The 26430-nt window shown below is 67.9% G+C and carries 27 protein-coding genes and 1 tRNA gene; 15 read left to right on the top strand and 13 right to left on the bottom strand.

Annotated elements, in window-relative coordinates; translation table 11 throughout:
• Positions 1-3: 3 nt before the first annotated feature.
• Together WS54_RS26015 and WS54_RS26010 are read right to left on the bottom strand one after the other, a co-directional pair.
• Positions 4-1188, bottom strand: coding sequence for an acetylornithine transaminase (locus WS54_RS26015; protein WP_059782258.1), 1185 nt, complete (start codon positions 1186-1188; stop codon positions 4-6).
• Positions 1189-1480: 292 nt separating this feature from the next.
• Positions 1481-2512 carry a CDP-6-deoxy-delta-3,4-glucoseen reductase gene (locus tag WS54_RS26010; protein WP_034208168.1) on the bottom strand — a complete coding sequence of 344 codons (1032 nt, stop codon included), beginning with the start codon at positions 2510-2512 and terminating at the stop codon, positions 1481-1483.
• A 107-nt stretch (positions 2513-2619) separates the two neighbouring features.
• Here WS54_RS26010 and WS54_RS26005 point away from each other — a divergent pair, with 107 nt between their 5' ends.
• Positions 2620-3657, top strand: a complete 1038-nt coding sequence (locus WS54_RS26005; protein ID WP_034208167.1) for an NAD-dependent epimerase/dehydratase family protein — start codon at positions 2620-2622, stop codon at positions 3655-3657.
• Here the strand turns inward: WS54_RS26005 and WS54_RS26000 are convergent.
• Complete coding sequence (locus tag WS54_RS26000) at positions 3640-3828, bottom strand: hypothetical protein (protein WP_059782261.1); 189 nt, start codon at positions 3826-3828, stop codon at positions 3640-3642. The genes WS54_RS26005 and WS54_RS26000 overlap by 18 nt on opposite strands.
• 106 nt (positions 3829-3934) lie before the next feature.
• Positions 3935-4651, bottom strand: a complete 717-nt coding sequence (locus WS54_RS25995; protein ID WP_059782263.1) for a 16S rRNA pseudouridine(516) synthase — start codon at positions 4649-4651, stop codon at positions 3935-3937.
• Positions 4652-4765: 114 nt separating this feature from the next.
• Between WS54_RS25995 and copC the strand changes: the two genes are divergently transcribed.
• From copC to WS54_RS25975, 4 genes are all read left to right on the top strand, one after another.
• Positions 4766-5140 (top strand): copper homeostasis periplasmic binding protein CopC, encoded by a 375-nt coding sequence (gene copC / locus WS54_RS25990; protein ID WP_059782265.1) that lies wholly within the window; start codon positions 4766-4768, stop codon positions 5138-5140.
• Positions 5141-5204: 64 nt separating this feature from the next.
• On the top strand, positions 5205-5705 hold the full coding sequence (locus WS54_RS25985; RefSeq protein WP_059782267.1) for a DinB family protein: 501 nt from the start codon (positions 5205-5207) through the stop codon (positions 5703-5705).
• A 179-nt stretch (positions 5706-5884) separates the two neighbouring features.
• Positions 5885-6658: an SDR family oxidoreductase gene (locus WS54_RS25980; protein WP_059782269.1), complete on the top strand. Its 774-nt coding sequence runs from the start codon at positions 5885-5887 to the stop codon at positions 6656-6658.
• Between the two features lie 186 nt (positions 6659-6844).
• Complete coding sequence (locus WS54_RS25975; protein WP_034208162.1) at positions 6845-7774, top strand: LysR family transcriptional regulator; 930 nt, start codon at positions 6845-6847, stop codon at positions 7772-7774.
• Between the two features lie 108 nt (positions 7775-7882).
• Here WS54_RS25975 and WS54_RS25970 read toward each other — a convergent pair whose 3' ends face one another.
• Positions 7883-8770 (bottom strand): LysR substrate-binding domain-containing protein, encoded by an 888-nt coding sequence (locus WS54_RS25970; RefSeq protein WP_059782271.1) that lies wholly within the window; start codon positions 8768-8770, stop codon positions 7883-7885.
• 112 nt (positions 8771-8882) lie between these two features.
• On the opposite strand from WS54_RS25970, the gene WS54_RS25965 reads away from it, so the two are divergent.
• Positions 8883-9773, top strand: coding sequence for an alpha/beta fold hydrolase (locus WS54_RS25965; RefSeq protein WP_059782343.1), 891 nt, complete (start codon positions 8883-8885; stop codon positions 9771-9773).
• 30 nt (positions 9774-9803) lie between these two features.
• Here WS54_RS25965 and WS54_RS25960 read toward each other — a convergent pair whose 3' ends face one another.
• Positions 9804-10703 (bottom strand): SDR family oxidoreductase, encoded by a 900-nt coding sequence (locus WS54_RS25960; RefSeq protein ID WP_059782272.1) that lies wholly within the window; start codon positions 10701-10703, stop codon positions 9804-9806.
• A gap of 44 nt (positions 10704-10747) precedes the next feature.
• Entirely contained in the window at positions 10748-11485 is a 738-nt protein-coding gene (locus WS54_RS25955) for an SDR family oxidoreductase (protein WP_034208158.1), read from the bottom strand.
• Between the two features lie 121 nt (positions 11486-11606).
• On the opposite strand from WS54_RS25955, the gene WS54_RS25950 reads away from it, so the two are divergent.
• Positions 11607-12509, top strand: a complete 903-nt coding sequence (locus tag WS54_RS25950) for a LysR family transcriptional regulator (protein ID WP_059782275.1) — start codon at positions 11607-11609, stop codon at positions 12507-12509.
• Between the two features lie 349 nt (positions 12510-12858).
• Here the strand turns inward: WS54_RS25950 and WS54_RS25945 are convergent.
• The 3 genes from WS54_RS25945 to WS54_RS25935 all read right to left on the bottom strand — a co-directional run bounded on the left by WS54_RS25945 (position 12859) and on the right by WS54_RS25935 (position 15208).
• Positions 12859-12943: transfer RNA gene (locus tag WS54_RS25945), tRNA-Leu, on the bottom strand.
• Between the two features lie 95 nt (positions 12944-13038).
• Positions 13039-14196, bottom strand: coding sequence for an ABC transporter substrate-binding protein (locus tag WS54_RS25940; RefSeq protein ID WP_059782277.1), 1158 nt, complete (start codon positions 14194-14196; stop codon positions 13039-13041).
• Between the two features lie 70 nt (positions 14197-14266).
• Positions 14267-15208, bottom strand: a complete 942-nt coding sequence (locus WS54_RS25935) for a CysB family HTH-type transcriptional regulator (RefSeq protein ID WP_006478072.1) — start codon at positions 15206-15208, stop codon at positions 14267-14269.
• A 214-nt stretch (positions 15209-15422) separates the two neighbouring features.
• Here WS54_RS25935 and WS54_RS25930 point away from each other — a divergent pair, with 214 nt between their 5' ends.
• From WS54_RS25930 to cobA, 6 genes are all read left to right on the top strand, one after another.
• The gene (locus WS54_RS25930) at positions 15423-17102 is read left to right on the top strand and encodes a nitrite/sulfite reductase (protein ID WP_034208155.1); all 1680 of its coding nucleotides are present in this window, start codon (positions 15423-15425) and stop codon (positions 17100-17102) included.
• Between the two features lie 25 nt (positions 17103-17127).
• Positions 17128-17670 (top strand): DUF934 domain-containing protein, encoded by a 543-nt coding sequence (locus WS54_RS25925; protein WP_059782278.1) that lies wholly within the window; start codon positions 17128-17130, stop codon positions 17668-17670.
• Complete coding sequence (locus WS54_RS25920; protein ID WP_034208153.1) at positions 17667-18419, top strand: phosphoadenylyl-sulfate reductase; 753 nt, start codon at positions 17667-17669, stop codon at positions 18417-18419. Before WS54_RS25925 ends, WS54_RS25920 begins: the two co-directional genes overlap by 4 nt.
• 75 nt (positions 18420-18494) lie before the next feature.
• Positions 18495-19457 carry a sulfate adenylyltransferase subunit CysD gene (gene cysD / locus WS54_RS25915; RefSeq protein WP_006478076.1) on the top strand — a complete coding sequence of 321 codons (963 nt, stop codon included), beginning with the start codon at positions 18495-18497 and terminating at the stop codon, positions 19455-19457.
• A 22-nt stretch (positions 19458-19479) separates the two neighbouring features.
• Positions 19480-20796: a sulfate adenylyltransferase subunit 1 gene (locus WS54_RS25910; protein ID WP_034208152.1), complete on the top strand. Its 1317-nt coding sequence runs from the start codon at positions 19480-19482 to the stop codon at positions 20794-20796.
• Between the two features lie 60 nt (positions 20797-20856).
• Positions 20857-21606 carry a uroporphyrinogen-III C-methyltransferase gene (gene cobA, locus WS54_RS25905; protein WP_034208151.1) on the top strand — a complete coding sequence of 250 codons (750 nt, stop codon included), beginning with the start codon at positions 20857-20859 and terminating at the stop codon, positions 21604-21606.
• Positions 21607-21687: 81 nt separating this feature from the next.
• Here cobA and WS54_RS25900 read toward each other — a convergent pair whose 3' ends face one another.
• Genes WS54_RS25900 through lptF form a run of 3 tightly spaced genes read right to left on the bottom strand, consistent with a single transcriptional unit; the run spans position 21688 to position 24344 of the window.
• Positions 21688-22071, bottom strand: a complete 384-nt coding sequence (locus WS54_RS25900; RefSeq protein WP_034208150.1) for a sirohydrochlorin chelatase — start codon at positions 22069-22071, stop codon at positions 21688-21690.
• 26 nt (positions 22072-22097) lie between these two features.
• The gene (lptG, locus tag WS54_RS25895) at positions 22098-23246 is read right to left on the bottom strand and encodes an LPS export ABC transporter permease LptG (RefSeq protein WP_034208149.1); all 1149 of its coding nucleotides are present in this window, start codon (positions 23244-23246) and stop codon (positions 22098-22100) included.
• A gap of 3 nt (positions 23247-23249) precedes the next feature.
• Positions 23250-24344 carry an LPS export ABC transporter permease LptF gene (lptF, locus tag WS54_RS25890; RefSeq protein ID WP_034208148.1) on the bottom strand — a complete coding sequence of 365 codons (1095 nt, stop codon included), beginning with the start codon at positions 24342-24344 and terminating at the stop codon, positions 23250-23252.
• Positions 24345-24466: 122 nt separating this feature from the next.
• On the opposite strand from lptF, the gene WS54_RS25885 reads away from it, so the two are divergent.
• Together WS54_RS25885 and WS54_RS25880 are read left to right on the top strand one after the other, a co-directional pair.
• Positions 24467-25978 carry a leucyl aminopeptidase gene (locus tag WS54_RS25885; protein ID WP_034208147.1) on the top strand — a complete coding sequence of 504 codons (1512 nt, stop codon included), beginning with the start codon at positions 24467-24469 and terminating at the stop codon, positions 25976-25978.
• 34 nt (positions 25979-26012) lie between these two features.
• Positions 26013-26429 carry a DNA polymerase III subunit chi gene (locus WS54_RS25880; protein ID WP_034208146.1) on the top strand — a complete coding sequence of 139 codons (417 nt, stop codon included), beginning with the start codon at positions 26013-26015 and terminating at the stop codon, positions 26427-26429.
• The last annotated feature ends 1 nt before the right edge of the window (position 26430 follow it).

The following is a 26430-nucleotide window of genomic DNA, read 5'->3' as shown; positions in this document are numbered from 1 at the left end:
TCCTTACAGCGTGTCGAGGATCGACCGCAGCATCGCCATCATCCGGTCGATTTCTTCGGTCGTCACGTTCAGCGCGGGCATGAAGCGCAGCAGGTTCGGCCGCGCGGCATTCAGCAGCAGGCCGTCGGGCTGCATGTCGCGCGCCTTCTCGACGATCTGCGGGCCGATGTCCTTGCCGAGCAGCAGCGCGCGCAGCAGGCCTTCGCCGCGTTCGCCCTCGAAGCCGCGCTCCTCCGACAGCTCGAGCAGCTTGCGCTTCAGGTATTCGCCGCGCTCGCGCACGCCTTCGAGGAAGCCGGGCGCGACGAGCTGCGAGATGACCGAATGACCGGCCGCCGTCATCAGCGGGTTGCCGTTGTACGTGCCGCCCTGGTCGCCGGCCTCGAACACCGCGACATCGGCCTTCGACAGCAGCGCCGCGAGCGGCACGCCGCTGCCGATGCCCTTGCCGAGCGTCATGACGTCCGGCTCGATATCGGCGAGTTCGTACGCGAACAGCGTACCCGCGCGACCGCAGCCGCTCTGCACTTCGTCGACGATCAGCAGCAGGTTGTGCTGCTTCGTCAGCGCGCGCAGCTCGCGCATGAATTCGCGCGTGGCCGGAATCACGCCGCCTTCGCCCTGGATCGGTTCGAGCATCACCGCGACGGTCTTGTCGGTGATCAGCTTCTCGACCGAGTTGATGTTGTTCAGTTCGGCTTTCGGGAAGCCCGGCACCTGCGGCGCGTAGATCGTGTCCCAGCCCGGCTTGCCGCTGGCCGACATCGTCGCGAGCGTGCGGCCGTGGAAGCTGTGATCGAACGTGATGATCTCGTACGCGCCGTTCCTGAACTTGCGGCCCCACTTGCGCGCGAGCTTGATCGCGCCTTCGTTCGCTTCCGCGCCGCTGTTCGTGAAGAACACCTTGTCGAACACGCTGTGCTGCGTGAGGAGGCCCGCGAGCTTCGCCATCGGCTCGTTGTAGAACGCCGGCGACGGGTTCAGCAGCTTGTCGGCCTGCGTTTTCAGTGCTTCGACGACACCGTCGTTGCAGTGGCCGAGGCTGTTGACGGCCCAGCCCTGGATGAAGTCCAGATAGCGCTTGCCCGTGTGATCGTAGAGCCACGAACCCTTGCCGTGCGTAAACACGATGTCGGGGCGGTTCGTGATGTACATCAGCGAGTCGATCGGATAATCGTTCAGGGGCATGGCGGCAGACTCCAGCGGGCGTTGAAAGGAAAGGGGCAATAAAAAAGCCACGGAAGGCCGTGGCTGGTGGGTCGAACAGCTTGTGCGTAACCGGTGAAGCGGAGGAGGGTTACGCGCGAGTCCGTGACGAGCCGGCGGCATCCGGGCGGAGCGGCGAGCGGCGACGTCGGGGAGCGGACAGGAAGCGGTTCATGTGCGCAAGCATAAGGCATCCCGCGCCCCACTGTAAACCGCCGCGATGCCACGAATGTGACACGGGCGGCGCGCAGCGGGGCGAGGGCGCGCCCGGCGCTCAGACCGGATGCGCGAGATCGGCGGCGCTCGTGAACGAGTCCGCGTAGAACTCGTCGGCCGGCAGCGCGTGGTGCTGCGTGAAGTCGCGCTGCGCGGATTCGACCATCACCGGCGCGCCGCACGCGTACACCTGGTGGCCCGACAGATCGGGCAGGTCCTCGATCACCGCGCGATGGACGAAGCCCGTGCGGCCCGTCCACTGGTCGGCATCGTCCGGCTCGGAGAGCACCGGCACGTACTTGAAGTTCGGGATGTCGCGCGCCCACTGCTCGGCGAGTTCGGCGAGGTAGATGTCCTTCTTGCGGCGCGCGCCCCAGTAGAGCGTCATCGGGCGCGTGATGCCCGCGTGCTTCACGTGCTCGATGATCGCCTTGATCGGCGCGAAGCCGGTGCCCGACGCGAGCAGCACGATCGGCTTGTCGGAATCCTCGCGCAGGAAGAACGTGCCGAGCGGGCCTTCGAAGCGCAGGATGTCGCGCTCCTTCATCGCACCGAACACGTGGTCGGTGAACTTGCCGCCCGGCATGTGGCGGATGTGCAGCTCGATCGGGCCTTCCTCGTGCGGCGCGTTCGCCATCGAGTAGCTGCGGCGCGAGCCGTCCTTCAGGATGAATTCGACGTACTGGCCCGCGAGGTACTGCAGGCGTTCGTTGGCCGGCAACTGCAGCTTCACGACCATCACGTCGTCCGCCTTGCGTTCGAGCGCGGCGATCCGGCACGGCAGCTTCTTGACCTGCACGCCGTCGACGCCGGCGATCTCGCGCACGTCGATCTCGAGATCGCATTGCGCCTTCGAGCAGCACAGCAGCGCGAGGCCGCGCGTGCGTTCGTCGTTGGACAGCGCCGACGCGGCATGCGGACCCTGTTCGATCTGGCCCGACACGATCTGGCCCTTGCAGGAGCCGCACGCGCCGTTCTTGCAGCCGTACGGCAGATGGACGTTCTGGCGCAGCGCGGCCGCCAGCACGGTTTCGTCCGACTCGACCTGGAACTGCCGGCCGCTTTGCTTGAGAGTGACGTTGAATGCCATAGAACCAAACTAGAACAAAATGGGGGGACCGTGCGTGTCGCGCACGGCAGCTACAATGCAAAACCGTTGCGCGTCGCGCAACGGCGGCTACTGATTTCGCAACCAACATGATCGCGACACGAATCCTGCGCCGGCCGCGCGTACTGATCGTCGGCTGCGGCGACGTCGGCATGCGCTGCGTCGCGCAATGGCGTGACGCGCGCCGCAATCTGCGCATCTTCGCGCTGACGAGCCACCCGGCTCGCCGCGACGAACTGCGCGCCGTAGGCGCGACGCCGATCGTCGGCGATCTCGATCGCCCGGCGACGCTCGGCCGCCTCGCGGGCCTCGCCCGCACGATCCTGCATCTCGCGCCGCCGCAATCCGACGGCCGCGACGACCGGCGCACGCGTGCGCTGATCGCCGCAACGTCCATGCCCGCGCGTCGGCCGGCGGCGCCGCCGGCACCGGCGGCCGGCCGGCTCCGAACGCTGCGCAGCGCGGCGCGACAGGCCGGCGCGCCCGTTCGGGCAGCGCGTATTGTACCCGACGGTCTTCGCGCGCCGAGGCTCGTCTACGCCAGTACGACGGGCGTCTACGGCGATTGCGGCGGCGCGCGCATCGACGAAACGCAACCCCTGCGCCCCGCGAACCCGCGCGCGTTCCGGCGCGTGTCGGCCGAGCGGCAACTGCGCGCGGCGACGGTGCGCGGCGCGTTGTCGGCGCGCATCGTGCGCATTCCCGGCATCTATGCGGCGAACCGCCTGCCGCTCGCGCGGCTCGAGCGCGGCACGCCGGCGCTCGAGCCGGCCGACGACGTGTACACGAACCACATCCACGCGGACGATCTCGCGGCGATCCTGCGCCGTGCGGCCGAGCGCGGCAAGCCGGCGCGCGTCGTGCACGCGTCGGACGACACCGAACTGCGGATGGGGGAGTATTTCGACCGGGTCGCGCAGGCGCTCGGCCTGCCGAGGCCGCCGCGCGTCAGCCGCGCGGACGCGGAGCGCCTGCTCGAGCCGACGCTGCTGTCGTTCATGCGCGAGTCGCGGCGCCTGTCCAACGCACGGCTCAAGGCCGAATTGTGCGTGACGTTGCGCTATCCGACCGTAGACGATTTCCTTCAAACGCTCGCGCCGGGCAGCGCGTCAGGTGAGCGCCGGTAACGCCTCGATCAGCAGGAAGCACAGCAGCGCACCGATCAGCGCGCCGATCAGGTTCGGATGATATTTGTGCTTCAGATGCATCGTGGCCAGCAGGCCGCCGATCGCGACGACGCCGATGACCGCGAACGCGATCATCACCGACGACAGTTCGAAAGAATGGTTGATGTTCATGATGTCCCCCCCTGCATCGCTGCTCTTGCAGCTTGTGATTTCAGTATAGCGGGGGAACCTGCGGCGCAGGGGCGGCCGGATGCCGAACGGTCGTGCGGATTTTCCCTTACAGGGTTTCGACGGGATTGCGCAGCGCGGCAAGGTCGGCTTCGTCGAGCCACCGCCACGCGCCGGGTGCGAGATCGTCCGGCAGCGCGAAGCCGCCGATGCTTTCGCGATGCAGCGACTCGACGCGGTTGCTCGCCGCCGCGACCATCCGCTTGACCTGGTGGTACTTGCCTTCGAGCACGGTCAGCGCGAGCGCGTGCGTGTCGCGGGCGGCGGCGGCGACGGCCGCGATCGGCTTCGGCTCGCCATGCAATTGCACGCCGGTGCGCAGTGCCTGCAGTTGCGTGTCGTCGAGCGGGTGGCGTACGGTCGCGACGTAGGTCTTCGGCACCTTGCGCTTCGGCGACGTGTACGCGTGCACGAACTGGCCGTCGTCGGACAGCAGCAGCAGGCCGGTCGTGTCCTGGTCGAGCCGGCCGACGCACTGCACGCCGCGTGCGACGAGCGGCGCGGGCAACAGGCTGAACACGCTCGCATGGTGCTGCGGATCGCGCGAACACTCGTAGCCGGCCGGCTTGTTGAGCGCGAGATACGCGCGCGCATGGAACGGCCATGCCGTATCGTCGACCGAGAACACGAGGCCGTCGGTATCGAAGGTGGTGTCCGGGTCGGTCGCGGCCGCGCCGGCGACGGCGACGCGGCCTGCTTCGATCAGGCCGCGGCACTGGCGGCGCGAGCCGAAGCCCTGGGTGTAGAGAATGCTTTCGAGATCCATAGCGCGCGCATTCTATCAAGCGCCGGCGCAGGGCCGGCATGGACGCGCATGCGCTGGTAAGCTGCCGGAACGCTGCGCGGCGCGCGGCGCTCGTTCATTCTTCACGGAAAGCTCATGCCTTTCGATTCATTTCCGTTCGGCCGCCATGCTGCCGCCGTCATCGTCGCCGCGACCGTTTCGTCGACCGCGTTCGCGCATGCGCATCTCGCGAAGAGCGATCCGCCGGCGGGCGCCGCGCTGGCAGTTGCACCGGCGGCCGTCACGATCGACTTCACCGAGCCGCTGGAGCCGGCGTTCAGTTCGATCGTCGTCGTCGACGGCGACGGCAAGACGGTGTCGAACGGCCGCGCGCGCATCGACGCGTCGAACCGCAAGCGGATGACGGTGCCGCTCGCGGCGCTCGGCACGGGCGCGTACACGGTGAAGTGGGTGGCCGTCGCGACCGACGGGCATCGCACGCAGGGCGCGTACGGCTTCGGCGTGAAGTGACGCAACGGCGGCGGCAAGCCCGTGCCAGGATTGCCGCCGCCCTTATCCGACAGGAGTCTCCGGCATGAATCCGACGACGCTCGACGCACTCGCCGATTTCCCCCGCCAGCTCGAAGCGCATTTCGCGGCCGTCCCCGACGGCTATGCGCGCTGGACACCCGACGACTGGGCCGGCATTCCGAGCGAGCATTTCTCGCCGCTCGGGCAGCTCTGCCACGTGCGCGACATCGAGATCGACGGTTATCACGTGCGGCTGCGCTGCATGCTCGACGAAGACCGGCCGCTGCTCGTCTCGATCGACGGCGACGCGCTCGCGATCGAGCGGCGCTACAACGACGCGTATGCGTCCGACGTGCTCGCGGCGATTCGCGACGCGCGGCGCGAGACGCTGGAGCTGCTGTCGCGCCTCACGCCCGAACAGTTCGAGCGTACCGGCGAGTTCGAGGGCTACGGTGCGCTGACCGTGCGTGGGCTCGTCCATTACCTGTGCAGCCACGATCAGCAGCATCTGGCGGGCATGCAGTGGCTGCTCGGCAAGATCGACGCGGCGCTGTACGCACGCTGAGCCGACCGGCGGCCGTGCGATCGACCGCGCAATCCGGCGCTCTTGTCGGTGCGGCAGGCCGCCTTGCATTGCTTCGATTGGATCGATTTTCTGGATAATCCATCCAGCCGCGGCCGGCTGACCGGCGGCTCGCGCATGCCTACACTCCAAGCTTCGTTCACCGAAAAAAGGAGTCAACCGTGGCAACTCATACGCTCGCAGACAAGGTCGTCCTGATCGCAGGCGGCGCAAAGAATCTCGGCGGCCTGATCGCCCGGGACCTGGCTGGCCACGGCGCGAAGGCGGTGGCGATTCACTACAACAGCGCGGCATCGCAGGCGCAGGCCGAGGAGACGGCCGCCGCGGTGCGCGCGGCCGGCGCGCAAGCCGCGACGTTCCAGGCGGACCTGACGACCGCTGCCGCGGTCGAGAAGCTGTTCGACGACGCGAAGCAGCACTTCGGCAAGATCGACATCGCGATCAACACGGTCGGCAAGGTGCTGAAGAAGCCGTTCGCCGAGATCAGCGAGGCCGAGTACGACGAGATGTTCGCGGTCAACAGCAAGTCGGCGTTCTTCTTCATCAAGGAAGCCGGGCGGCACCTCGAGGATCACGGCAAGCTCGTCACGCTCGTGACGTCGCTGCTCGGCGCGTTCACGCCGTTCTACGCGGCGTACGAAGGGTCGAAGGCGCCGGTCGAGCACTTCACGCGCGCGGCGTCGAAGGAATACGGCGCGCGCGGCATCTCGGTGACGGCCGTCGGGCCGGGCCCGATGGACACGCCGTTCTTCTATCCGGCCGAAGGCGCCGATGCGGTCGCGTACCACAAGACGGCCGCCGCGCTGTCGCCGTTCAGCAAGACGGGCCTGACCGACATCGAGGACGTCGTGCCGTTCATCCGCCATCTCGTGACCGACGGGTGGTGGATCACGGGCCAGACGATCCTGATCAACGGCGGCTATACGACCAAGTAACCGGGCCGCTCACGGGCCGTGCGGGCGGCCGTCGCGGCAGCGGCGCACCGCAATGGCGCGTTTGCGTGGACAATGGACGGGCGCGCGGTCACGAGGCCGCGCGCCCGTTTTTCTTTGTGTCGCCGAAGCCGGCCGCGATGCGCGGCAGCCGGCGGCCGCGACCGTTCGAACCCGGGTTTCCCGCCGATGGACAAGCTGGATCAGGTCAGGATCTTCCTGCAGGTTGCCGAGATGGGCAGCTTCATCAAGGCCGCGCATGCGCTCGACGTGCCGCGCGCGACCGTGTCGGCGGCCGTCCAGCAGCTCGAGACGGCGCTCGGCACGCGCCTGTTGCATCGCACGACGCGCCAGGTGCAGCTGACCGCCGACGGCGCACTGCTGCTCGAACGCGGCCGGCGCCTGCTCGCGGAAGCCGACGAACTCGACCGCCTGTTTCGGCGCCGCGACCGCGACGTGGTCGGGCGGCTGAACGTCGACGTGCCGAGCCGGATCGCGCGCCGCGTCGTGGCGCCCGCGCTGCCGTCGCTGTTTCGCCGCCACCCGAAGCTGCAACTGTCCCTCGGCTCGACGGACCGCACGATCGACCTCGTGCAGGAGGGGGTCGATTGCGCGATCCGCGTCGGGCGGCTCGCGGACAGCAGCCTCGTCGTGCGGCCGCTCGGGCAGTTCGCGCTGATCAACTGCGCGAGCCCCGACTACCTGCGCGAATGCGGCGTGCCCGAGCATCCGGATGCGCTCGCGCACGGGCACTGGGCGATCGGCTATGCGTCGCCGACGACGGGGCGCGAGCTCGGCTGGGAATACTGCGCGGACGGGCAGCGGCACGCGCTGACGCTGCCGAGCCGCGTGATCGTCAACAACGCCGAAACCTATATCGCCAGCTGCATCGCGGGAATGGGGCTGATCCAGATTCCGCGCTTCGACGTCGAGCATCTGCTGGCAAGCGGCGCACTCGTCGACGTGATGCCCGGCCACCGCGCCGAGCCGATGGACGTGGCGGCCGTGTATCCGCACCGCCGGCATCGCTCGAGGCGGCTCAACGCGTTCATCGAGTGGTTCGGCGAGTTGATGGCCGATGCGTTGAACGACGCGGGCGCGAGCGGCAGCGGCGACTGAAGGCGGCATCGTGCCGGTATCCGCGGGCCGTTCCGCCGTTCGCCGGCTCGGGATGCGGCCGATCGGCACCGGTGCGCTGCGGCCGTGCGGCGACCGCGCCGCGCATGCTCAAGCGGCGAACTGCCGGGTGCGCCCGGTGGCGCGTACCGCGTCGATCAGCGCGGCGCCGACGCCCGCGGGTTTCGACGCGAATGCGTAAAAGCGTGCGGCCGGCAGCGCCGGCAGGCCGTCGTGCGGCCCGCACTCGCGCAGGCCGTCGCGCAACTGGCTGCGCGCGAGCGCCGTGACCGCGAAACCGGCGAGCGCGGCCGACATGCAGCCGGCCATGCTCCCGCTTTCGAACAGCACGCGAAACGGCCGCAGCGCCGCGGCGAGCGCGGACACCGCGGCTTGCCGATACACGCACGGCTCCGGAAACAGCGCGAGCGGCACGCCTTCGTCGGCGTCGAGCGCCGTATCGGCCGCGAATGCCCACACGAGCGGCTCCTCCCACAGCAGTTCGCCGGGCGTGTCGACCTGTCGGCACTGCTTGCCGAACACGACGTCGAGCCGGCCCAGCGATTGCTCCCGCAACAGCGACGCGGTGATGCCGACCTTCAGTTCGATCGAGGTGCGCGGATGGCTGTCGCGGAACGTGCGCAGCACCTGCGGCAGCCACGTGCCCGCGAAATCCTCCGACGCGCCGACCCGCAGCGGCCCGTGCGCCGGCGCGCCGCGCAGCCGCGCGCGCACTTCGCGTTCCATGTCGACGATGTTGCGCGCGTACGCGTACAGCGTGTCGCCGGCCGGCGTCAGCGCGATACGGCGTGTCGTGCGCGCGAGCAGCACGGTGCCGGCCGCCTGTTCCAGCCGCTTGATGTGGCCGCTGACGGCGGACGGCGTCAGCGCGAGGCGCTCGGCGGCCGGCGCGAACCCGCGACTGTCGACCACTTCGAGAAAAGTGCGCAGCAGCGCGATGTCGAGCGCGGTCGATGCGGGGTCGGTCGATGGTTCCATGGATCGATTCAACGCAATATTTGAAGAGTAAGTCATGATACTCCGCGAATCGTGATGAAAGGCCGGCCTACCATCGTACGTTCATGCTGACCTCGACCTGATGGAGGACCCGATGACGACCTATGCGCATGCGACGACCGCGTCGCTCGACATTGCCTATCTCGAATGGAACCCGCGCGGCGAACGCGTCGCCGTGCTGCTGCACGGCTGGCCGGACAGTCCGGTCGGCTGGGAAGCGGTGGCAGCGGCACTCGCCGCACGCGGCTACCGCGTGCTCGCGCCCGCATTGCGCGGTTTTGCGCCGACGCGCTTTCGCGATGCGTCCGTGCCGCGCAGCGGCCAGCTCGCGGCGCTCGGGCGCGACCTGCTCGAATTCGTCGACGCGCTCGGTATCGCGCGGCCCGTGCTGGTCGGGCACGACTGGGGCGCCCGCGCGGCCGCGAACGCCTGCGGGCTGCGCGGCGGGGCCGCATCGCATCTCGTGATGCTGTCGGTCGGGTACGGCACCAACGATCCCGCTCAGCCGCTGTCGCTGCAGCAGGCGCGCAACTACTGGTACCACTGGTTCATGGCGACGCCGCGCGGCGAGCAGGCGCTGCGCGACGACCGCCGTGCGTTCGCGCGCCTGATGTGGGATACGTGGTCGCCGCCGGGCTGGTATCGCGACGGCGATTTCGACGCGGCGGCCGTCGCGTTCGACGGACCCGACTGGATCGACGTCGTGCTGCATTCGTACCGGCAGCGCTGGGGCTTCGCGCCGGGCACGCCGGCCTATGCGGACGACGACGCGCGGCTGAACCCGGCGCCCGTGCTGGCGGTGCCGACGCTCGTGCTGCATGGCGGCGCGGACACCTGCAATCATCCGGACAGCTCGGCCGGGCGCGAGCGGTTCTTCGCCGGACGGTACGAGCGGCAGGTGCTCGACGGCGTCGGGCACTTCCCGCAGCGCGAATCCGCGGCGGCGGTCGCGGACGCGATTCTCGGGTTCTGCGAGCGGGGGTGACGCGCGCCGGCCGGCCCGGCGTGGGAAGGATCAATCGTGCACGCGCGGCGCGAGCAGGTCGGCGAGCCCGATGTTTCTGAACATCTCGCGGCGGATGCGATCGCCGACGCGGAACACTTCCTCGGCGCCGTCCTGCGACGGGTCGACGAACACGCGGTAAGGGCGCTTGCCGGCCGGCGCCGCGACGAGCGCGGCAATCGCCGTGGCGACGGCGCCCGCATCGGCGTTAGCCGGCTCGAGCGCGGCGAGGCCCTTCAATGCCTGATCGGCGACGCCCGCGTACGGTCCGCTGTCGTAGGCGGCCTGCACGACGGTATCGGCCGGCTTGCCCGCATGGAGGAAGTGATTCGTGCCCCGGGTGAACGCGCCCGGCACGACGATCGACGTTTCGATGCCCCAGCGCGCGAGTTCGGCCGCGTAGGACACCGCGAGCGAGTCCATCGCGGCTTTCGCGGCGAAGTAGGGCGCGAGGAACGGCGGGGTGCCGCCGCGCGCCGACGAGGACGACACCCAGACGAGCAGGCCGCGGCCTTGGCGGCGCAGGTGCGGCAGCGCCGCGCGGTTCACGCGCTGGGTCGACACGACGTTGACGTCGTAAAGCTGCGCGAGCTGTTCGGGCGTGAACGCTTCGGCCGGCCCGAACACCATGTGGCCGGCATTGTGGACGACGACGTCCAGACGGCCGTCGTCGGCGATCACGCGATCGATTGCGGCGTCGACCGACGCATCGTCGCCGACGTCGAGCTCGAGGCTGCGCAGGTCGACGCCGTGTTCTTGCGCATAGGCGGTGACGGCGGCGACGCGCGGCGCGTTGCGCCCGGTGCTCTCGCGCATCGATGCGTAGACCGTGTGACCGGCGCGGGCGAGCGCCTGGGCCGTCAGCAGGCCGAAGCCGCTGGACGCGCCGGTGACGAGGATGACTTCCTTCATGAGCGATCTCCTGGCGGAAAGACGAGTGGGTAGCGGGCGGTCCGTCAGCACATGCCGCCGTTGGCGCGCAGGATCTGGCCGTTGATCCACGCGCCGTCCGGGCCGGCGAGGAACGCGACGACGCGCGCGATGTCGTCGGGCTGGCCGAGCCGCTCGAGCGGGTTCAGCTTCGCGAGCCGATCGACGAGTTCGGCGCTCTTGCCCTGCAGGAACAACTCGGTCGCGACCGGTCCCGGCGCGACGGCGTTCACGCGGACGCCGCGCCCGCGCATTTCCTGCGCGAGCACCTGCGTGAGGCTTTCGACCGCCGCCTTGCTTGCGACGTACACGCCGTAAGTCGGCATGCGCATGCCGATCACGCTGGTCGACAGGTTGATGATGCGTCCGCCGTCACGCACCCGTTTCGCCGCTTCGCGGCATACGTTGAACGTGCCTTTCACGTTGATGGCGATCGTTTCGTCGAACAGCGCGTCGTCGCAGTCGGCGATCGCGGCCAGCTTCATCACGCCCGCCGAATTGACCACCACGTCGATGCCGCCGAATGCGTCGCGGGCGGCGTCGAACAGCGCGGCCACGGCCGCGGGGTCGGCGACGTTCGCCTGCACCGCGACGGCACGGCCGCCGTCGGCGACGATCGCATCGACCACGTCGCGGGCCGGGCCGGCGCTGCCGGCATAGTTGACGACGACCCGGAAACCGTCCCGGGCGAGCTGACGGGCGATTTCCGCGCCGATGCCGCGCGACGAACCCGTGACGAGGGCGACCTGTTCCGATGTGCTCATGTCCTGCTCCTTGGTGAAGGGATGAATGCCGTTCGATCCGGCGACAGGACTACTGTAGGCTTCCTCGATCAATAAAAATAATGAATAATGATCAGTCAATGAATGACTAAAAGTATGTCTCATGGGGTTCGACAGCAGGCTGCTCAGCGGTATCGGAGTGCTCTCCGCGGTGATCGAGGCCGGCACCTTCGCGCGCGCGGGCGAGGCGATGGGGCTGACTCAACCGGCGGTGAGCCGCGCCGTCGCCCGGCTGGAACAGCGCGTCGGCATCCGGATCTTCAACCGGACGGCGCGCGCGATCACGCTGACCGACGAAGGGCGGCGCTTTTACGAGGCGGTCGCGCCGCTGCTGGCCGGCATCGAGGAGGCGGCGCTCGACGCCGGCCGGTCGAAGGCGCGCGTGAGGGGGCGGCTGCGCGTGAACGTGGACGGCACGTTCGGTCACTACGTGCTCGCGCCGCGGATGGCGGAATTTCTCGACCGCTTTCCCGACCTGTCCGTCGAGATCAGCGTGCGCGACCGGATGGGCGACCTCGTCGCCGACGGCTTCGACGTGGCCGTGCGCTTCGGCATCCCGGAGCCGTCGTCATATCGTGCGCGCCTGCTGGTCGAGACGCGCGTGCTGACCTGCGCGTCGGCGGCCTATGTCGCGCGTCATGGCGAACCGCGGCACCCGCGGGATCTCGCGGACGGTCACCGGTGCGTGCTGATCCGCAATCCGGTGACGGGGCGGCCGTACGAATGGGAATTTCATCGCGGCAAGGAAGTCGTGCCGGTCGACGCCGCCGGCAGGCTGACGGTCAACGATACGGGCGGGCTGCTCGGCGCGTGCCTGGGCGGCGTCGGCATTGCGCAACTGCTGGAACTCTATGCGCGGGACGTCCTGGCCGACGGTCGGTTGGTGCAGTTGTTGCCCGAGTGGGCGGACGAGACTTTCCCGCTTTACGCGTATCACCACGCGTCGAATCTCGTGTCGGCGAAGGTGAGGGTGTTTCTCGACTTCGTCCGCGAACTGATGGCCTGAGTCAAGTGGCTGCACGACGAAGGCTGCCGTCAGGTCATTCGGTGCGATGGTGAAGGGTGTCCGGGAATGGATACGGCGCATGCGGCCCGGGCCAGTCGGGTACGGGCGGCGCGCTTAGTATGTCGCAACCGCCGAGCGCGAGCGCCAGCACGGTGGCGAGCACGGCGCGGCAGACCCGGCATGAAATCCTGCGCATGGACATGGGCGGCCTCCGTGGTCGGCATCTCCCCGATGCTTGGACTGCCGGGCGGGACGTCCGTCGCGGCGATGCGGCGCAAAAACAAAAAACCCGCGAAGCGGCGAGCTTGCGCGGGTTTCGAGCGTTGCAGCGGATGACGCTGCGAAAGACTGGTGCCCAGGGCCGGAATCGAACCGGCACGCCTTGCGGCGGGGGATTTTGAGTCCCCTGCGTCTACCAATTTCACCACCTGGGCGTGATTCTGGCCGCGCATGCGGTGGTGCGCGGCGAAACGCGGATTATGGCGGAAATCCGGACGGCGGGCAAGCTACCCGGCATCCGGCGTACGAGTCACTGGCTCAGATAGACGAAGCGACCCTGTTTCACGATCCCCATCACGCTCGCGCGCTGGTCGAGCCCCACGTGATCCTTGTCGCTCGTGTTGACGACGCCGTTCGGCACGACGAGCTCGTGCGCGCGCTCGAGTTCGCGCCGCAGCGCCGCGCGGAACGCGGGCGTGCCGGGCTGCGCGGCCTTCAGCGCGCGGCCGACCGCGTCGGCGAGGCGCGGATAGACGCCCGCCGCATCGCCCGCGAACTGCGTGACGGTGCCGGCGCCGTATTTCGTTTCATACGCGTCGACGAATGCCAACGCGGCCTTGCGCGCCGGATGGTCGGCAGGCAGCGTGCGCGCGACGACCACCGGCTGGGTCGGGAACAGCGTGCCGTCGACGTCCTTGCCGCCGAGCTTGATGAATTCCGGCGTCGCGATCCCGTGGGTCTGGTAGATCGCGCCCTTGTAGCCGCGCTCGATCAGCGTGCGCTGCGGCAGCACGGCCGGCGTGCCTGAGCCCGCGATCAGGATCGCATCGGGTTTCGCCGCGATCAGCTTCAGCGCCTGGCCGGTGACGCTCGCGTCGGTGCGGTTGAAGCGCTCGGTCGCGACCACGCGGATCTTGCGCAGGTCCGCGAAGCGCGTGAATTCGTTGAGCCAGCTGTCGCCGTAGCTGTCCGCGAAGCCGATGAAGCCGACCGTCTTCACGCCGTGATTGGCCATGTAGCGCGTCATCACGTCGGCCATCGCGCGGTCGCTCTGCGCCATCTTGAACGCCCAGGTCCGCGCGCCTTCCTGCGGCTCGACGATCGCGCCCGAGCCGACCAGCGTGATCATCGCCGTCTGCGCGGCCGCCACCGCGTCGAGCGCCGCGAGCGCGGCCGGCGTGATGTTCGGCCCGACCACGACGTCGACGTGATCCTCGTCCACCAGCTTGCGGATGTTGCGCACCGCGGTGCCCGGGTCGGAGGCGTCGTCGAGCACCGTGACCTGCACCGGTTGCCCGGCGATCGTCTTCGGCCACATCAGGATCGCGTTCTTGCTCGTGATGCCGATCGCGGCGGCCGGACCGGTCGACGACAGGTCGACGCCGACCTTCAGGTCGGCATGCGCGACCGCGCAGGCGAGCACGAGGGCGGCGCCGGCGGCGCGGCGCAACAGGGCGGGAAGCGTCATGCGGGAATCTCCATGTCCGTCGGGCAACGAAAAGGGGCGCAATGTGCGCCCCCCGGTTCATACCTGTCCGTCAAAGTTCGTACGATTCGGCTTCGCCCTTGAGCGCCTGCTCGATCAGCTTGCGGTTCAGCGTCGGCGACAGCAGTTCGACGAGCGTATACACATAGCTGCGCAGGTAGGCGCCCTGCTTGAGCGCGACGCGCGTCACGTTGCTGCCGAACAGATGGCCGACCGGGATCAGCCGCAAGCCGCGATCGCGCTCGGGATTGAACGCGATGTCGGCCATGATGCCGACGCCCAGGCCGAGTTCGACATAGGTCTTGATCACGTCGGCGTCGATCGCCTCGAGCACGATGTCCGGCGACAGTCCGCGCAGCGCGAACGCATGATTGATCTTCTTGCGGCCCGCGAACGCGTCGTCGTACGTGATCAGCGGGTATTGCGCGAGATCGTCCAGCGTGACCGGCTTGCGTTCGAGCAGCGGATGGTCGGCCGGCACGACGGCCGCGTGATGCCACTGGAAGCAGGGCAGCGACACGAGTTCCTTGTAGTCGGAGATCGCCTCGGTCGCGATCGCGAGATCGGCCTGGTCGTGGATCACCATCTCGGCCACCTGCGTCGGGCTGCCCTGCAGGATCGACAGGTGCACCTTCGGGAAGCGCTTCTTGAACTCGGCGATCGCCGCCGGCAGCGAGTAGCGGGCCTGCGTGTGGGTCGCCGCGATGGTCAGGTTGCCCTGGTCCTGCGCCGCATAATCTTTCCCGACCCTCTTTAAACTTTCAACTTCCTGAAGAATCCGCTCGACCGATGCGAGGATGATCCGGCCCGGTTCGGTGAGCGAGCGTACGCGCTTGCCGTGCCGCGTGAAGATCTCGACGCCCAGCTCGTCCTCGAGCTCGATGATCGCCTTCGATACCCCCGGTTGCGACGTGTAGAGCGCCTTGGCGGCCTCGGTGAGGTTGAAATTCTGCCGGACGGCCTCGCGCACGAAGCGAAATTGGTGCAGGTTCATTTATAACCCTTCCGCATATCAACAGAATTTTTTAGTCGTTTGAAATATAAGGCGAGTTTATTACGATTCACCGGAGTTTTTCAAATATGGATATCTGTTTTCGTCATTAGCAATCCAGCCGGCAGCGGATGGCGGCGGTGACGACGGAACGGAGATTCGGGCGCGACGTGGCTAGGACGTCGCGCGGTCAACACGAAAACCCTGGGGTCCCCGAATGTATCAGTACGACCAATACGACCAGACGATCGTCGACGAGCGAGTCGCGCAGTACCGCGATCAGGTGCGCCGCCGGCTGTCGGGCGAGTTGAGCGAAGACGAATTCCGTCCGCTGCGTCTGCAGAACGGCCTGTACATGCAGCGCCACGCGTACATGCACCGCATCGCGATTCCGTACGGCAACCTGCGCAGCGACCAGCTCCGGATGCTGGCGCGCATCGCGCGCGAACACGACCGCGGCTACGGCCATTTCTCGACCCGCTCGAACATCCAGTTCAACTGGATCGAACTGGAAGAGACGCCCGAGATTCTCGCGAAGCTCGCGTCGGTGCAGATGCATGGCATCCAGACGTCGGGCAACTGCATCCGCAACATCACGGCCGACCAGTTCGCCGGCGTCGCGCAGGACGAAGAGATCGATCCGCGCCCGTGGGCCGAGATCCTGCGCCAGTGGTCGACGTTCCATCCCGAATTCGCGTGGCTGCCGCGCAAGTTCAAGATCGCGGTGTCGGGCTCGAAGCACGACCGCGCGGCCGTGCAGATCCACGACCTCGGCGTGTACCTGAAGAAGAACGCGCAGGGCGAGGTGGTCGCGAGCATCCTCGCGGGCGGCGGCCTCGGCCGTACGCCGATCGTCGGCGCGGTGATCAAGGAAGACCTGCCGTGGCAGCACCTGCTCACGTACTGCGAGGCCGTGCTGCGCGTGTACAACCGCTACGGCCGCCGCGACAACCTGTACAAGGCGCGGATCAAGATCCTCGTGAAGGCGCTGTCGCCGGCGAAGTTCGCGCAGCAGGTCGAGGAAGAATGGCAGCACCTGAAGGACGGCCCGTCGACGCTCACGCAGGCCGAAATCGACCGCGTGTCGCAGTACTTCCAGCCGCCGGTCTACGAAAAGCTCGCCGACACCGACGCGTCGTTCGAACAGCATCTGCTCGAGAACAAGGCATTCGCGCGCTGGGTCGAGCGTAACGTCGCGCCGCACAAGGTGCCGGGCTATGCCGCCGTCACGCTGTCGCTGAAGGATCACCGCGTGGCCCCGGGCGACGCGACCGACGCGCAGATGGACCTGGTCGCCGACTGGGCCGACGCCTACTCGCTCGGCGAACTGCGCGTGTCGCACGAGCAGAACCTGATTCTCGCGAACGTGAAGAAGCGCGACCTGTTCGCGTTGTGGGAAAAGGCCAAGGCGGCCGGTTTCGCGACGCCGAACGTCGGCCTGCTGACCGACATCATCGCGTGCCCGGGCGGCGACTTCTGCTCGCTCGCGAACGCGAAGTCGATCCCGATCGCGCTGGCGATCCAGCAGCGTTTCGACGATCTGGACTACGTGTACGACCTCGGCGACCTGTCGCTGAACATTTCCGGTTGCATGAACTCGTGCGGCCATCACCACGTCGGCAATATCGGCATCCTCGGCGTCGACAAGGATGGCGCCGAGTGGTATCAGGTGTCGCTCGGCGGCGAGCAGGGCACGGGCCGCAACGGCGCGCGCCTCGGCCGCGTGATCGGCCCGTCGTTCTCCGCGCAAGAAGTGCCGGACGTGATCGCGACGCTGATCGACACGTTCGTCGAAGCGCGCATCGACGGCGAGCGCTTCATCGACACGTACGACCGCATCGGCATCGCGCCGTTCAAGGAGCGCGTGTATGCGGCGCGCCAGGCCGTGAACGCGTAATCAACCGGGTAGAAGGAATTTGCAGATGGCTTCGATTATCAAGAACCGCGCAGTGATCGACGATGCATGGCAGGTCGTGCGCGCGGCGGAAGACGGCGCGCTGCCCGCGGTCGACGCGTTGCCGGCCGGCAAGGTGCTGGTGCCGTTCGCGTTGTGGCAGGCCGAGCGTGCGGCGCTCGTCGCCGCGAAGACGAAGGACGAACTCGGCGTGTGGCTCGCGCCGGACAGCGAACCGGCCGATCTCGTGGCCGATTTCGGCGCGATCTCGCTGGTCGCCGTCAATTTCCCGCGCTTCGCGGACGGCCGCGGCTACAGCATCGCGCGCCTGCTGCGCGAACGCCACGGCTGGACGGGCGAGCTGCGCGCGATCGGCGACGTGCTGCGCGATCAACTGCTGTACATGTCGCGCTGCGGCTTCGACGCGTTCGCGGTGCGCGCCGACAAGGACATCCACGACGCGCTGAATGCGTTCACGGAATTCACGCAGCGTTACCAGGGCGCATTCGACGAGCCGGCGCCGCTGTTCCGCCGCCGCGAGGCCGCGGCCGACACCAAGGTGAGCGCATGAGCACCGCGACCGCCACCGAGCTGACGCCGGAACTCGCCGCGAAGGTCGAGCGCCTCGACGCGCTGCTCGCGCGGATCGGCGCCCGTCACGACAAGGTGAAATTCGCGAGCAGCCTTGCCGCGGAGGACATGCTGCTCACGCACGCGATCCTGTCGAAGGGCGTGCCGATCGGCATCTTCTCGCTGAACACGGGCCGCCTGCATGCGGAAACGCTCGGCATGATCGACCGCGTGCGCGAGCGCTACGGCTACGAGATCGAGCAGTTCCACCCGCAGCAGGACGCGGTGGACCAGTACGTCGCCGAGCACGGCCTGAACGCGTTCTACGAGAGCGTCGAGCTGCGCAAGGCGTGCTGCCACATCCGCAAGGTCGAGCCGCTGAACCGCGCGCTGGCCGACGTCGGCGCGTGGGTGACGGGCCAGCGCCGCGAGCAGTCGGTCACGCGCGCGGAACTGCACGAGGAAGAACAGGACGAAGCGCGCGGGATCGCGAAGTACAACCCGCTCGCCGACTGGACGGAAGCCGACGTGTGGGCGTACCTTAACGCGTTCGACGTGCCGGTCAACCCGCTGCATGCGCGCGGCTACCCGAGCATCGGCTGCGAGCCGTGCACGCGCGCGATCCGTCCCGGCGAGGACAGCCGCGCGGGCCGCTGGTGGTGGGAGTCGCGCGACACGAAGGAGTGCGGGCTGCACATCACGACGATCACGCCGATTCCCGCGAATGCCGACGCCGGCGCCGCGCATTGAAAACCGACAAGAAACTGAATATTGCGCCGCCTGCGACAGCGGGCGGCACGAACCCGGAAGAGAAGGACTGAAATCATGAGCACGACGCTCGAGCAATCCGCCTTTGCCCCGCCCACCGGCGCCGACAGCCGCATGGGCCACCTCGACTGGCTCGAAGCCGAGTCGATCCACATCCTGCGCGAACTCGTTGCCGAGTGCAGCAAGCCGGCGCTGTTGTTCTCGGGCGGCAAGGATTCGGTCGTCGTGCTGCATCTGGCGCTGAAGGCGTTCGGCCTCGGCGCGAACCGCAAGACGACGCTGCCATTCCCGCTCGTGCATATCGACACGGGCCACAACTACGAGGAAGTGATCGACTTCCGCGACCGCCGCGCGCAGGAGCTCGGCGCCGAGCTGGTGGTCGGCCACGTCGAGGATTCGATCAAGCGCGGCACGGTCGTGCTGCGCCGCGAAACCGATTCGCGTAACGCCGCGCAGGCCGTCACGCTGCTCGAGACGATCGAACAGCACGGCTATACGGCGCTGATCGGCGGCGCGCGCCGCGACGAAGAGAAGGCGCGCGCGAAGGAGCGCATCTTCTCGTTCCGCGACGAATTCGGCCAGTGGGACCCGAAGGCGCAGCGCCCGGAACTGTGGAGCCTGTACAACGCCCGCCTGCACAAGGGCGAGCATCTGCGCGTGTTCCCGATCTCGAACTGGACCGAGCTCGACGTGTGGCAGTACATCGCGCGCGAGAACCTCGAACTGCCGTCGATCTATTACGCGCACCAGCGCGAGATCGTGCGCCGCAACGGGCTGCTCGTGCCGGTCACGCCGCTCACGCCGATGCGTGACGGCGAGACGAGCGAGCTGGCGCAGGTGCGCTTCCGCACGGTCGGCGACATCAGCTGCACGTGCCCGGTCGAAAGCGACGCGGACGACGTCGAGAAGATCATCGCCGAGACGGCGGTGACCGAGATCACCGAGCGCGGCGCGACCCGGATGGACGACCAGGCGTCCGAAGCCGCGATGGAACAGCGCAAGAAGCAAGGTTATTTCTGAAGCACACGAGGACATTCACATCATGAGCATCATCGAGAACACCGAAGACCTCGGCGTGTTGCGCTTCATCACCGCAGGCAGCGTCGACGACGGCAAGAGCACGCTGATCGGCCGCCTGCTGTACGACAGCAAGGCCGTGCTGTCCGACCAGCTGTCCGCGCTGTCGCGCGCGAAGAACAAGCGCACGGTCGGCGACGAGCTCGATCTCGCGCTGCTGACGGACGGGCTGGAAGCCGAGCGCGAGCAGGGCATCACGATCGACGTCGCGTACCGCTATTTCGCGACCGCGAAGCGCAAGTTCATCATCGCCGACACGCCGGGCCACGAGCAGTACACGCGCAACATGGTGACGGGCGCGTCGACCGCGCACGCGGCGATCATCCTGATCGACGCGACACGCATCACGGTCGAGAACGGCGTCGTGCAACTCCTGCCGCAGACCAAGCGCCACAGCGCGATCGTCAAGCTGCTCGGGCTGCAGCACGTGATCGTCGCGATCAACAAGATGGACCTCGTCGACTACAGCGAGGCGCGCTTCAACGAGATCCGCGACGCGTACGTCGCGCTCGCGAAGCAGCTCGGCCTGACCGACGTGCGCTTCGTGCCGGTGTCGGCGCTGAAGGGCGACAACATCGTCGGCGCGAGCGAGCGCATGCCGTGGTACGCCGGCGAGCCGCTGCTCGACGTGCTCGAGTCGCTGCCGGTCGAGACGCAGGCGCACGACGCGCTGCGCTTCCCGGTGCAGTGGGTCGCGCGCCAGGACGGCAGCTCGGCCGACGATTTCCGCGGCTACATGGGCCGGATCGAGTCGGGCGAAGTGAAGGTCGGCGACGCGATCGTCGTGCTGCCGTCGAACCGCACCGCGACGGTCGCCGAGATCGTCGCGCCGGTGCCGGGCGGCACCGCATCGGTCGCGCACGCGTTCGCGGGCCAGACGGTGACGATCCGTCTCGAAGAGGATGTCGACGTGTCGCGGGGCGACATGTTCGTCACGGCCGCCGAGCCGGTCGAGCCGGCGAAGAAGCTCGAGGCGGACCTGTGCTGGTTCGACGAGACGCCGCTGTCGCCGCAGCGCAAGTACCTGCTGAAGCAGACCACCAGTACGGTGTTCGCGAAGATCGGCGGCGTCAAGCAGGTGCTCGACGTGCATACGCTGTCGCACGCGACCGATCGCCAGGACCTGAAGATGAACGATATCGGCCGCGTGGCGCTGACGCTGCAGAAGCCGATCGTGTGCGACACCTACGATGCGCACCCCGGCACGGGCGCGTTCGTGCTGATCGACGAGGCGACGCACCACACGGTCGCCGCCGGGATGATCCGCGCGTTCTCGGCGTAATCGTCAATCTGCGCGGCGGCGAACCGGCCGCCGCTGCAGGACCCTAGCGAAGCGACAAACATGGGCAAGGTATATCTGATCGGAGCAGGACCGGGCGCCGCGGACCTCATCACGGTGCGCGGCATGCGGCTGCTCGAGCAGGCCGACGTCGTGCTGCACGACGCGCTCGTCGAGCCTGCGATGCTCGACTATGCGCCGAACGCGCGGAAGATCGCGGTCGGCAAGCGCTGCGGGCAGCGCTCGACCGCGCAGCATTTCATCAACAAGCAGATCGTCGACGCGGCGCGCGAGCACGCGTGCGTCGTGCGGTTGAAGGGCGGCGATCCGATGCTGTTCGGTCGCGCCGAAGAGGAAATGCGCGCACTCGACGCGGCCGGCATCGACTACGAGATCGTGCCGGGCATCACCGCGGCGCTGGCCGGCGCGGCGACGCTGAAGCGTTCGCTCACGTTGCGCGGCGTATCGCGCAGCGTCGCGTTCGCGACGCACAGTCGCGCACCGGGCAGCGACGAGATTCGCGAAGCCGCACGCGCCGATTCGATCGTCTACTACATGGGCCGCGACAGCGCGCCCGGCATCGCGCAGGAATTGATCGACGCCGGCCGTGCGCCGGCGACGCCGGTGGCGATCGTCGAGGCATGCAGCACCGCGCGCGAACGCACGCTGACGCTGACGCTCGCCCGGATGGCGGCCGGCGATGCGCAGGCGTGGCTCGACCCCGCGGAACCGAGCCTGCTGATGATCGGCGATGCATTCGCCGAACGCACACGGCAGGCGCAGGCGGGCGATCCGGTGCGCAATGCCGCCTGAGCGCGGCTCGCGCGCGGTCCCAAACGCAAAAAGCGCCGGCAGATGCCGGCGCTTTTTCTTTGGGCGTCGCGAAGACGTGGCCTACGCGTCGTCGCCGAGCTGGTCGACGCAATAGCGCGCGACCGCGTCGAGCACGCCGTCGTCTTCGCCGACGGCCGTCGCGCAGCGGATCTCGACGCCCGGATGCGCGGCGCGGCATGCGTCGACGAGCTGCGGCAGGTCGCGGCGGACATGGCCGCCCTGGCCGAAGAACACGGGCACCACGGTGATGCGCGCGCAGCCGGCCGCGACTTGCGCGGCCACGGCCTCGGCGAGCGACGGCGGCATCAGTTCGAGGAACGCGAGCGACACCTGCGCGGCAGGGGAGCCGGCGCCGCGCAGCCGCGCGGCGAGCCGCTCGAACGGCTCGGCCCAGCGCGGGTCGCGGGCGCCGTGGCCGAACAGGACGATACCGTGCGAATGCATGTCGAAGCCTCCGTCGCGCGCGGCGCTCAGTGCCGGTCGACCCACTTGAGCGCGAACAGGCCGAGCGCGAGATAGATGAGACCCGGCGTCGCGGCGGTGAGCGGCGCGGGCCACGTGTTCAGCGTGCCGATGTGCGAGAACAGCGTGTTGAGCAGCTGGAAGCTCATGCCGAGCATGATGCCGCCGAACACCTTCACGCCGACCACGCCCGCCCGCGTGTGCAGGTAGGCGAACGGCAGCGACAGCACGAGCATCACGAATACCGCGAACGGATACAGCAGCTTGCGCCACAGCGCGATGTCGTAGCGCTGCGTGTCCTGCTGGTTCTCGCGCAAGTGCTGGATGTAGCGGAACAGGTTGATGATCGACATGCGCTCCGGCGACACGAGCAGCACCGACAGGATCTGCGGCGTCAGGTCGGAGCGCAGCCGGTATTCGGGCAGCGACACCTGCTGCGACCGGTACACGGGGTTCAGCGCATCGGCCGGCTGGCCGCTGACCGGCTTGATCGGCGTCAGCTCCGTTTCGGTGACGCCTTTCAGCAGCCAGTGGCCGGGGGGCTCGTAGCGGCCGGTTTGCGCGATCCGCACGTTCTGCAGCTGGAACTTGGAGTCGAACTCGTAGATGCGCACGTTGCTGATCGTCGAGTCGGGCGACAGGCTGCCGACGTTGACGAAGCGCGTGACCTGCTCGCCGTTCTCGCGGGCCGCGAGCGTGTCCTTCACCCATACGCCCGACTGGAAGTTCGACGACACCGATGCGCCGAGCGCCTGCAGCCGCACGCGTTCGGACAGCTGGTCGGCGTACGGGCCGACGAATTCGCCGATCAGATAGGTGACGATCACGAGCGGCACGCCGATCTTCAGCAGCGAACGCAGCGCCTGGTTGGTCGCGAGGCCCGACACGCGGAAGATCGTGAATTCCGAGTTCGCGGCCATCTGTGCGAACACGTAGATCGCGCTGATCAGCGCGGCGACCGGGATGATCTCGTAGAAGCGCGACGGCGTCTGTAGCGCGACGCGCAGCACCGCGTAGCCGAACTTGTAGTTGCCGTGCCCGACCGAGTTCAGTTCGCTGATCAGGTCGAAGAAGAAGAACAGACCGGAGAACGCGAACAGGATGAAGATGAACGTGATGTAGATCTGCCGCGCGAAGTACTTTTCATAGAGCCGCATCGATCATGCTCCCGAGCGGCCGAACAGCGCGCGTGACAACAACGGACGATTGCGCACGCGCAACCAGAAAATGAACGCGACGATCGCCGCGACGAGCACGTGCAGCCCGACGAGACCGACGCCGAACGACATCTTGCCCTGCTCGATCTGCGCTTGCACGACGTTCAGCAGGTTCGAATACGTGAGGTAGATCAGCACGGCCATCACGAGGTTGATCGTGCGGCTGCGGCGCGGGTTCTGGTACGCGAGCGGGATGCCGAGCACCATCAGGTTCAGCGCGATCAGCGGCAGCCCCGCGCGCCACGCGAATTCCGCGAGATTGTCGCGCGTCGGGTTGCGCAGCAGGTCGGGCGTGGGCGTGCTGTTGGTGGTCTGCACGTTGACGACCGGCTTGCTGGTGATCTTCACGCCGTAGCGCTCGAATTCCATGATCTTGAAGTTCGGCTGGCCGGGCGTGCCGTCGTAGCGGCGGCCGTCTTCGAGGACGACGAAACGATCGCCGTCCTTCGCGGTTTCCGTATGGCCCGTCTGCGACACGACCACGTTGAGCTTGCCGTTTTCCGTCGACGTGACGAACACGTTCTGGACCTTGCTCTGGTCGGGCGACATCTTCTCGATGAAGAACACGCGATGGTTCGCGGCCGATTCGCGGAACTGGCCGGGCGCGAGCAGCGAGATTTCGTCGCGCTGCTGGAAACGTGCCTTGATCATCTTGCTCTGCTGGTTCGACCACGGCCAGCCGACGAACGCGAAGAACGCGATCAGCAGGACGATCGGCGTGGCGAACACGCCGATCGGCTTGATGAGGCGCGTGAGGCTCACGCCGGACGCGAGCCACACCACCATTTCGGAGTCCCGGTACCACCGGGTCAGCACGAACAGGATCGACACGAACAGCGTGACGACGAGCATCACGGCGAGGTAGCCGATCACGGTCAGGCCGATCAGCACGAGCACGTCCCGCGGATCGATTTCGCCGGACGCGGCGTAGCCGACGATGCGAATCATCATCGTCGTGAGCATGATCGTGAGCAGCACCATGAACACGGCGCCAGCCGTATACGCAAGCTCGCGCTGGAGGGAGCGTTCGAAGATCATTCTTGATGAGAAGAGGGCGGGAGGCTGCGCACGCGTGGTGGAGCGCTCGCGCCGCCACGGGAAAAATAGCGGATAATTGCGGCTTTCATCCTTAGCCCAGATTTTATCCGAGGACAAGCGCGATGGACTTTAGCATAAAAGGCTGTGATTGGAGCAAAGGCGAGGCCAAGGGGTTCCTGACCGGGAAGTCCGACTGCATCGTGCTCGGCATCTTCGAGGCGCAGACCCTGTCGGGCGCGGCGCTCGACATCGACACGGCCACCAAGGGGCTGATCTCGCGCGTGGTGAAGGCCGGCGACATGGACGGCAAGCGCGGCAAGACGCTGTTCCTGCACGAAGTGTCGGGCATCGGCGCGTCGCGCGTGCTGCTCGTCGGGCTCGGCAAGCAGGATGCTTTCAATCAGAAAGCCTATAACGACGCGGTGACCGCCGCCTGGCGCGCGCTGCTGGCGACCAAGGTCGTCCAGGTCACGTTCTCGCTCGCGCAACTGCCGGTCGACGAGCGCAGCTCCGACTGGGGCGTGCGCGCCGCGATCCTCGCGCTGCGCAACGAGACCTACCGCTTCACGCAGATGAAGAGCAAGCCGGAACCGGCGTCGCACACGCTCAAGCGTGTCGTGTTCAGCGTCGATCCGGCGGACGAAAAGGCCGCGAAGGTCGCGATCAAGCAGGCCGTCGCGCTCGCGAACGGGATGGATCTGACCCGCGACCTCGGCAACCTGCCGGGCAACGTCTGCACGCCGACCTATCTCGGCAACACCGCGAAGAAGATCGCGAAGGATTGGGGCCTGAAGGCCGAGGTCCTCGGGCTCAAGCAGATCCAGGCGCTGAAGATGGGGTCGTTCCTGTCGGTCGCGCGCGCGTCGGTCGAGCCGCCGCAGTTCATCGTCCTGCACTACCAGGGCGCCGCCGCGAAGGCCGCGCCCGTCGTGCTGGTCGGCAAGGGCATCACGTTCGATACGGGCGGCATCTCGCTGAAGCCGGGCGAAGGCATGGACGAGATGAAGTACGACATGTGCGGCGCGGGCTCGGTGCTCGGCACGATCCGCGCGGTCGCCGAGATGGGCCTGAAGATCAACGTCGTCGCGATCGTGCCGACCTGCGAGAACATGCCGGGCGGCAACGCGACGAAGCCGGGCGACATCGTCACCAGCATGAAGGGGCTGACGATCGAGGTGCTGAACACCGACGCCGAAGGCCGCCTGATCCTGTGCGACGCGCTCACGTATGCCGAGCGCTTCAAGCCGGCCGCCGTGATCGACGTCGCGACGTTGACGGGTGCGTGCGTGATCGCGCTGGGCGGCCACAACAGCGGGCTGTTCTCGACGAACGACGCGCTCGCCGGCGAGCTGCTCGACGCGTCGCGCGAGGCGAACGACCCGGCATGGCGCATGCCGCTCGACGACGAGTACCAGGAACAGCTGAAGTCGAATTTCGCGGATCTCGCGAACATCGGCGGGCGTCCGGCCGGCGCCGTGACGGCCGCATGCTTCCTGTCGCGCTTCACCGAGAGCTATCCGTGGGCTCACCTCGACATCGCGGGCACCGCATGGAAGGGTGGCGCGGCGAAGGGCGCGACGGGCCGTCCGGTGCCGTTGCTCGCGCAGTTCCTGATCGACCGCGCCGGCCAGTGATGGCGGTGCCGACGACGCTGCGGGTGCGCGGGCAATGACGCGGATCGATTTCCACTCGAACGTCGGCGATTCGCTTGCGTACGCGTGCCGGCTGCTGCGCAAGGCCTATCAGGCCGGGCAGCCGGTCGTCGTGCTCGCCGAGCCCGCGCGCCTGCGCGCGCTCGACGAGCGGCTCTGGACGTTCTCGCCGCTCGATTTCATCCCGCATTGCGGCATCGACAGCGAGCACGCCGCCGGCACGCCGATCGTGCTGGCCGCCGATCTCGACCGCGCGCCGCATCATCACGTGCTGCTGAACCTCGGCGCGACCGTGCCCGCGCAGTTCGCCCGCTTCGAACGCCTGCTCGAAGTGGTCGGCAACGCGCCGGACGAGCTGGCCGCGGGCCGCGACCGCTACCGGTTCTACCGCGACCGCGGCTATGCGCTGAACAACTACAAGCAGGGCGGCTAGC

It is taken from the genome of Burkholderia sp. NRF60-BP8 (genome assembly GCF_001522585.2).
Lineage (GTDB): Bacteria > Pseudomonadota > Gammaproteobacteria > Burkholderiales > Burkholderiaceae > Burkholderia.
The sequence above is the reverse complement of the archived record's forward strand: the minus strand, read 5'-3'. Positions and strand labels throughout refer to the sequence as shown.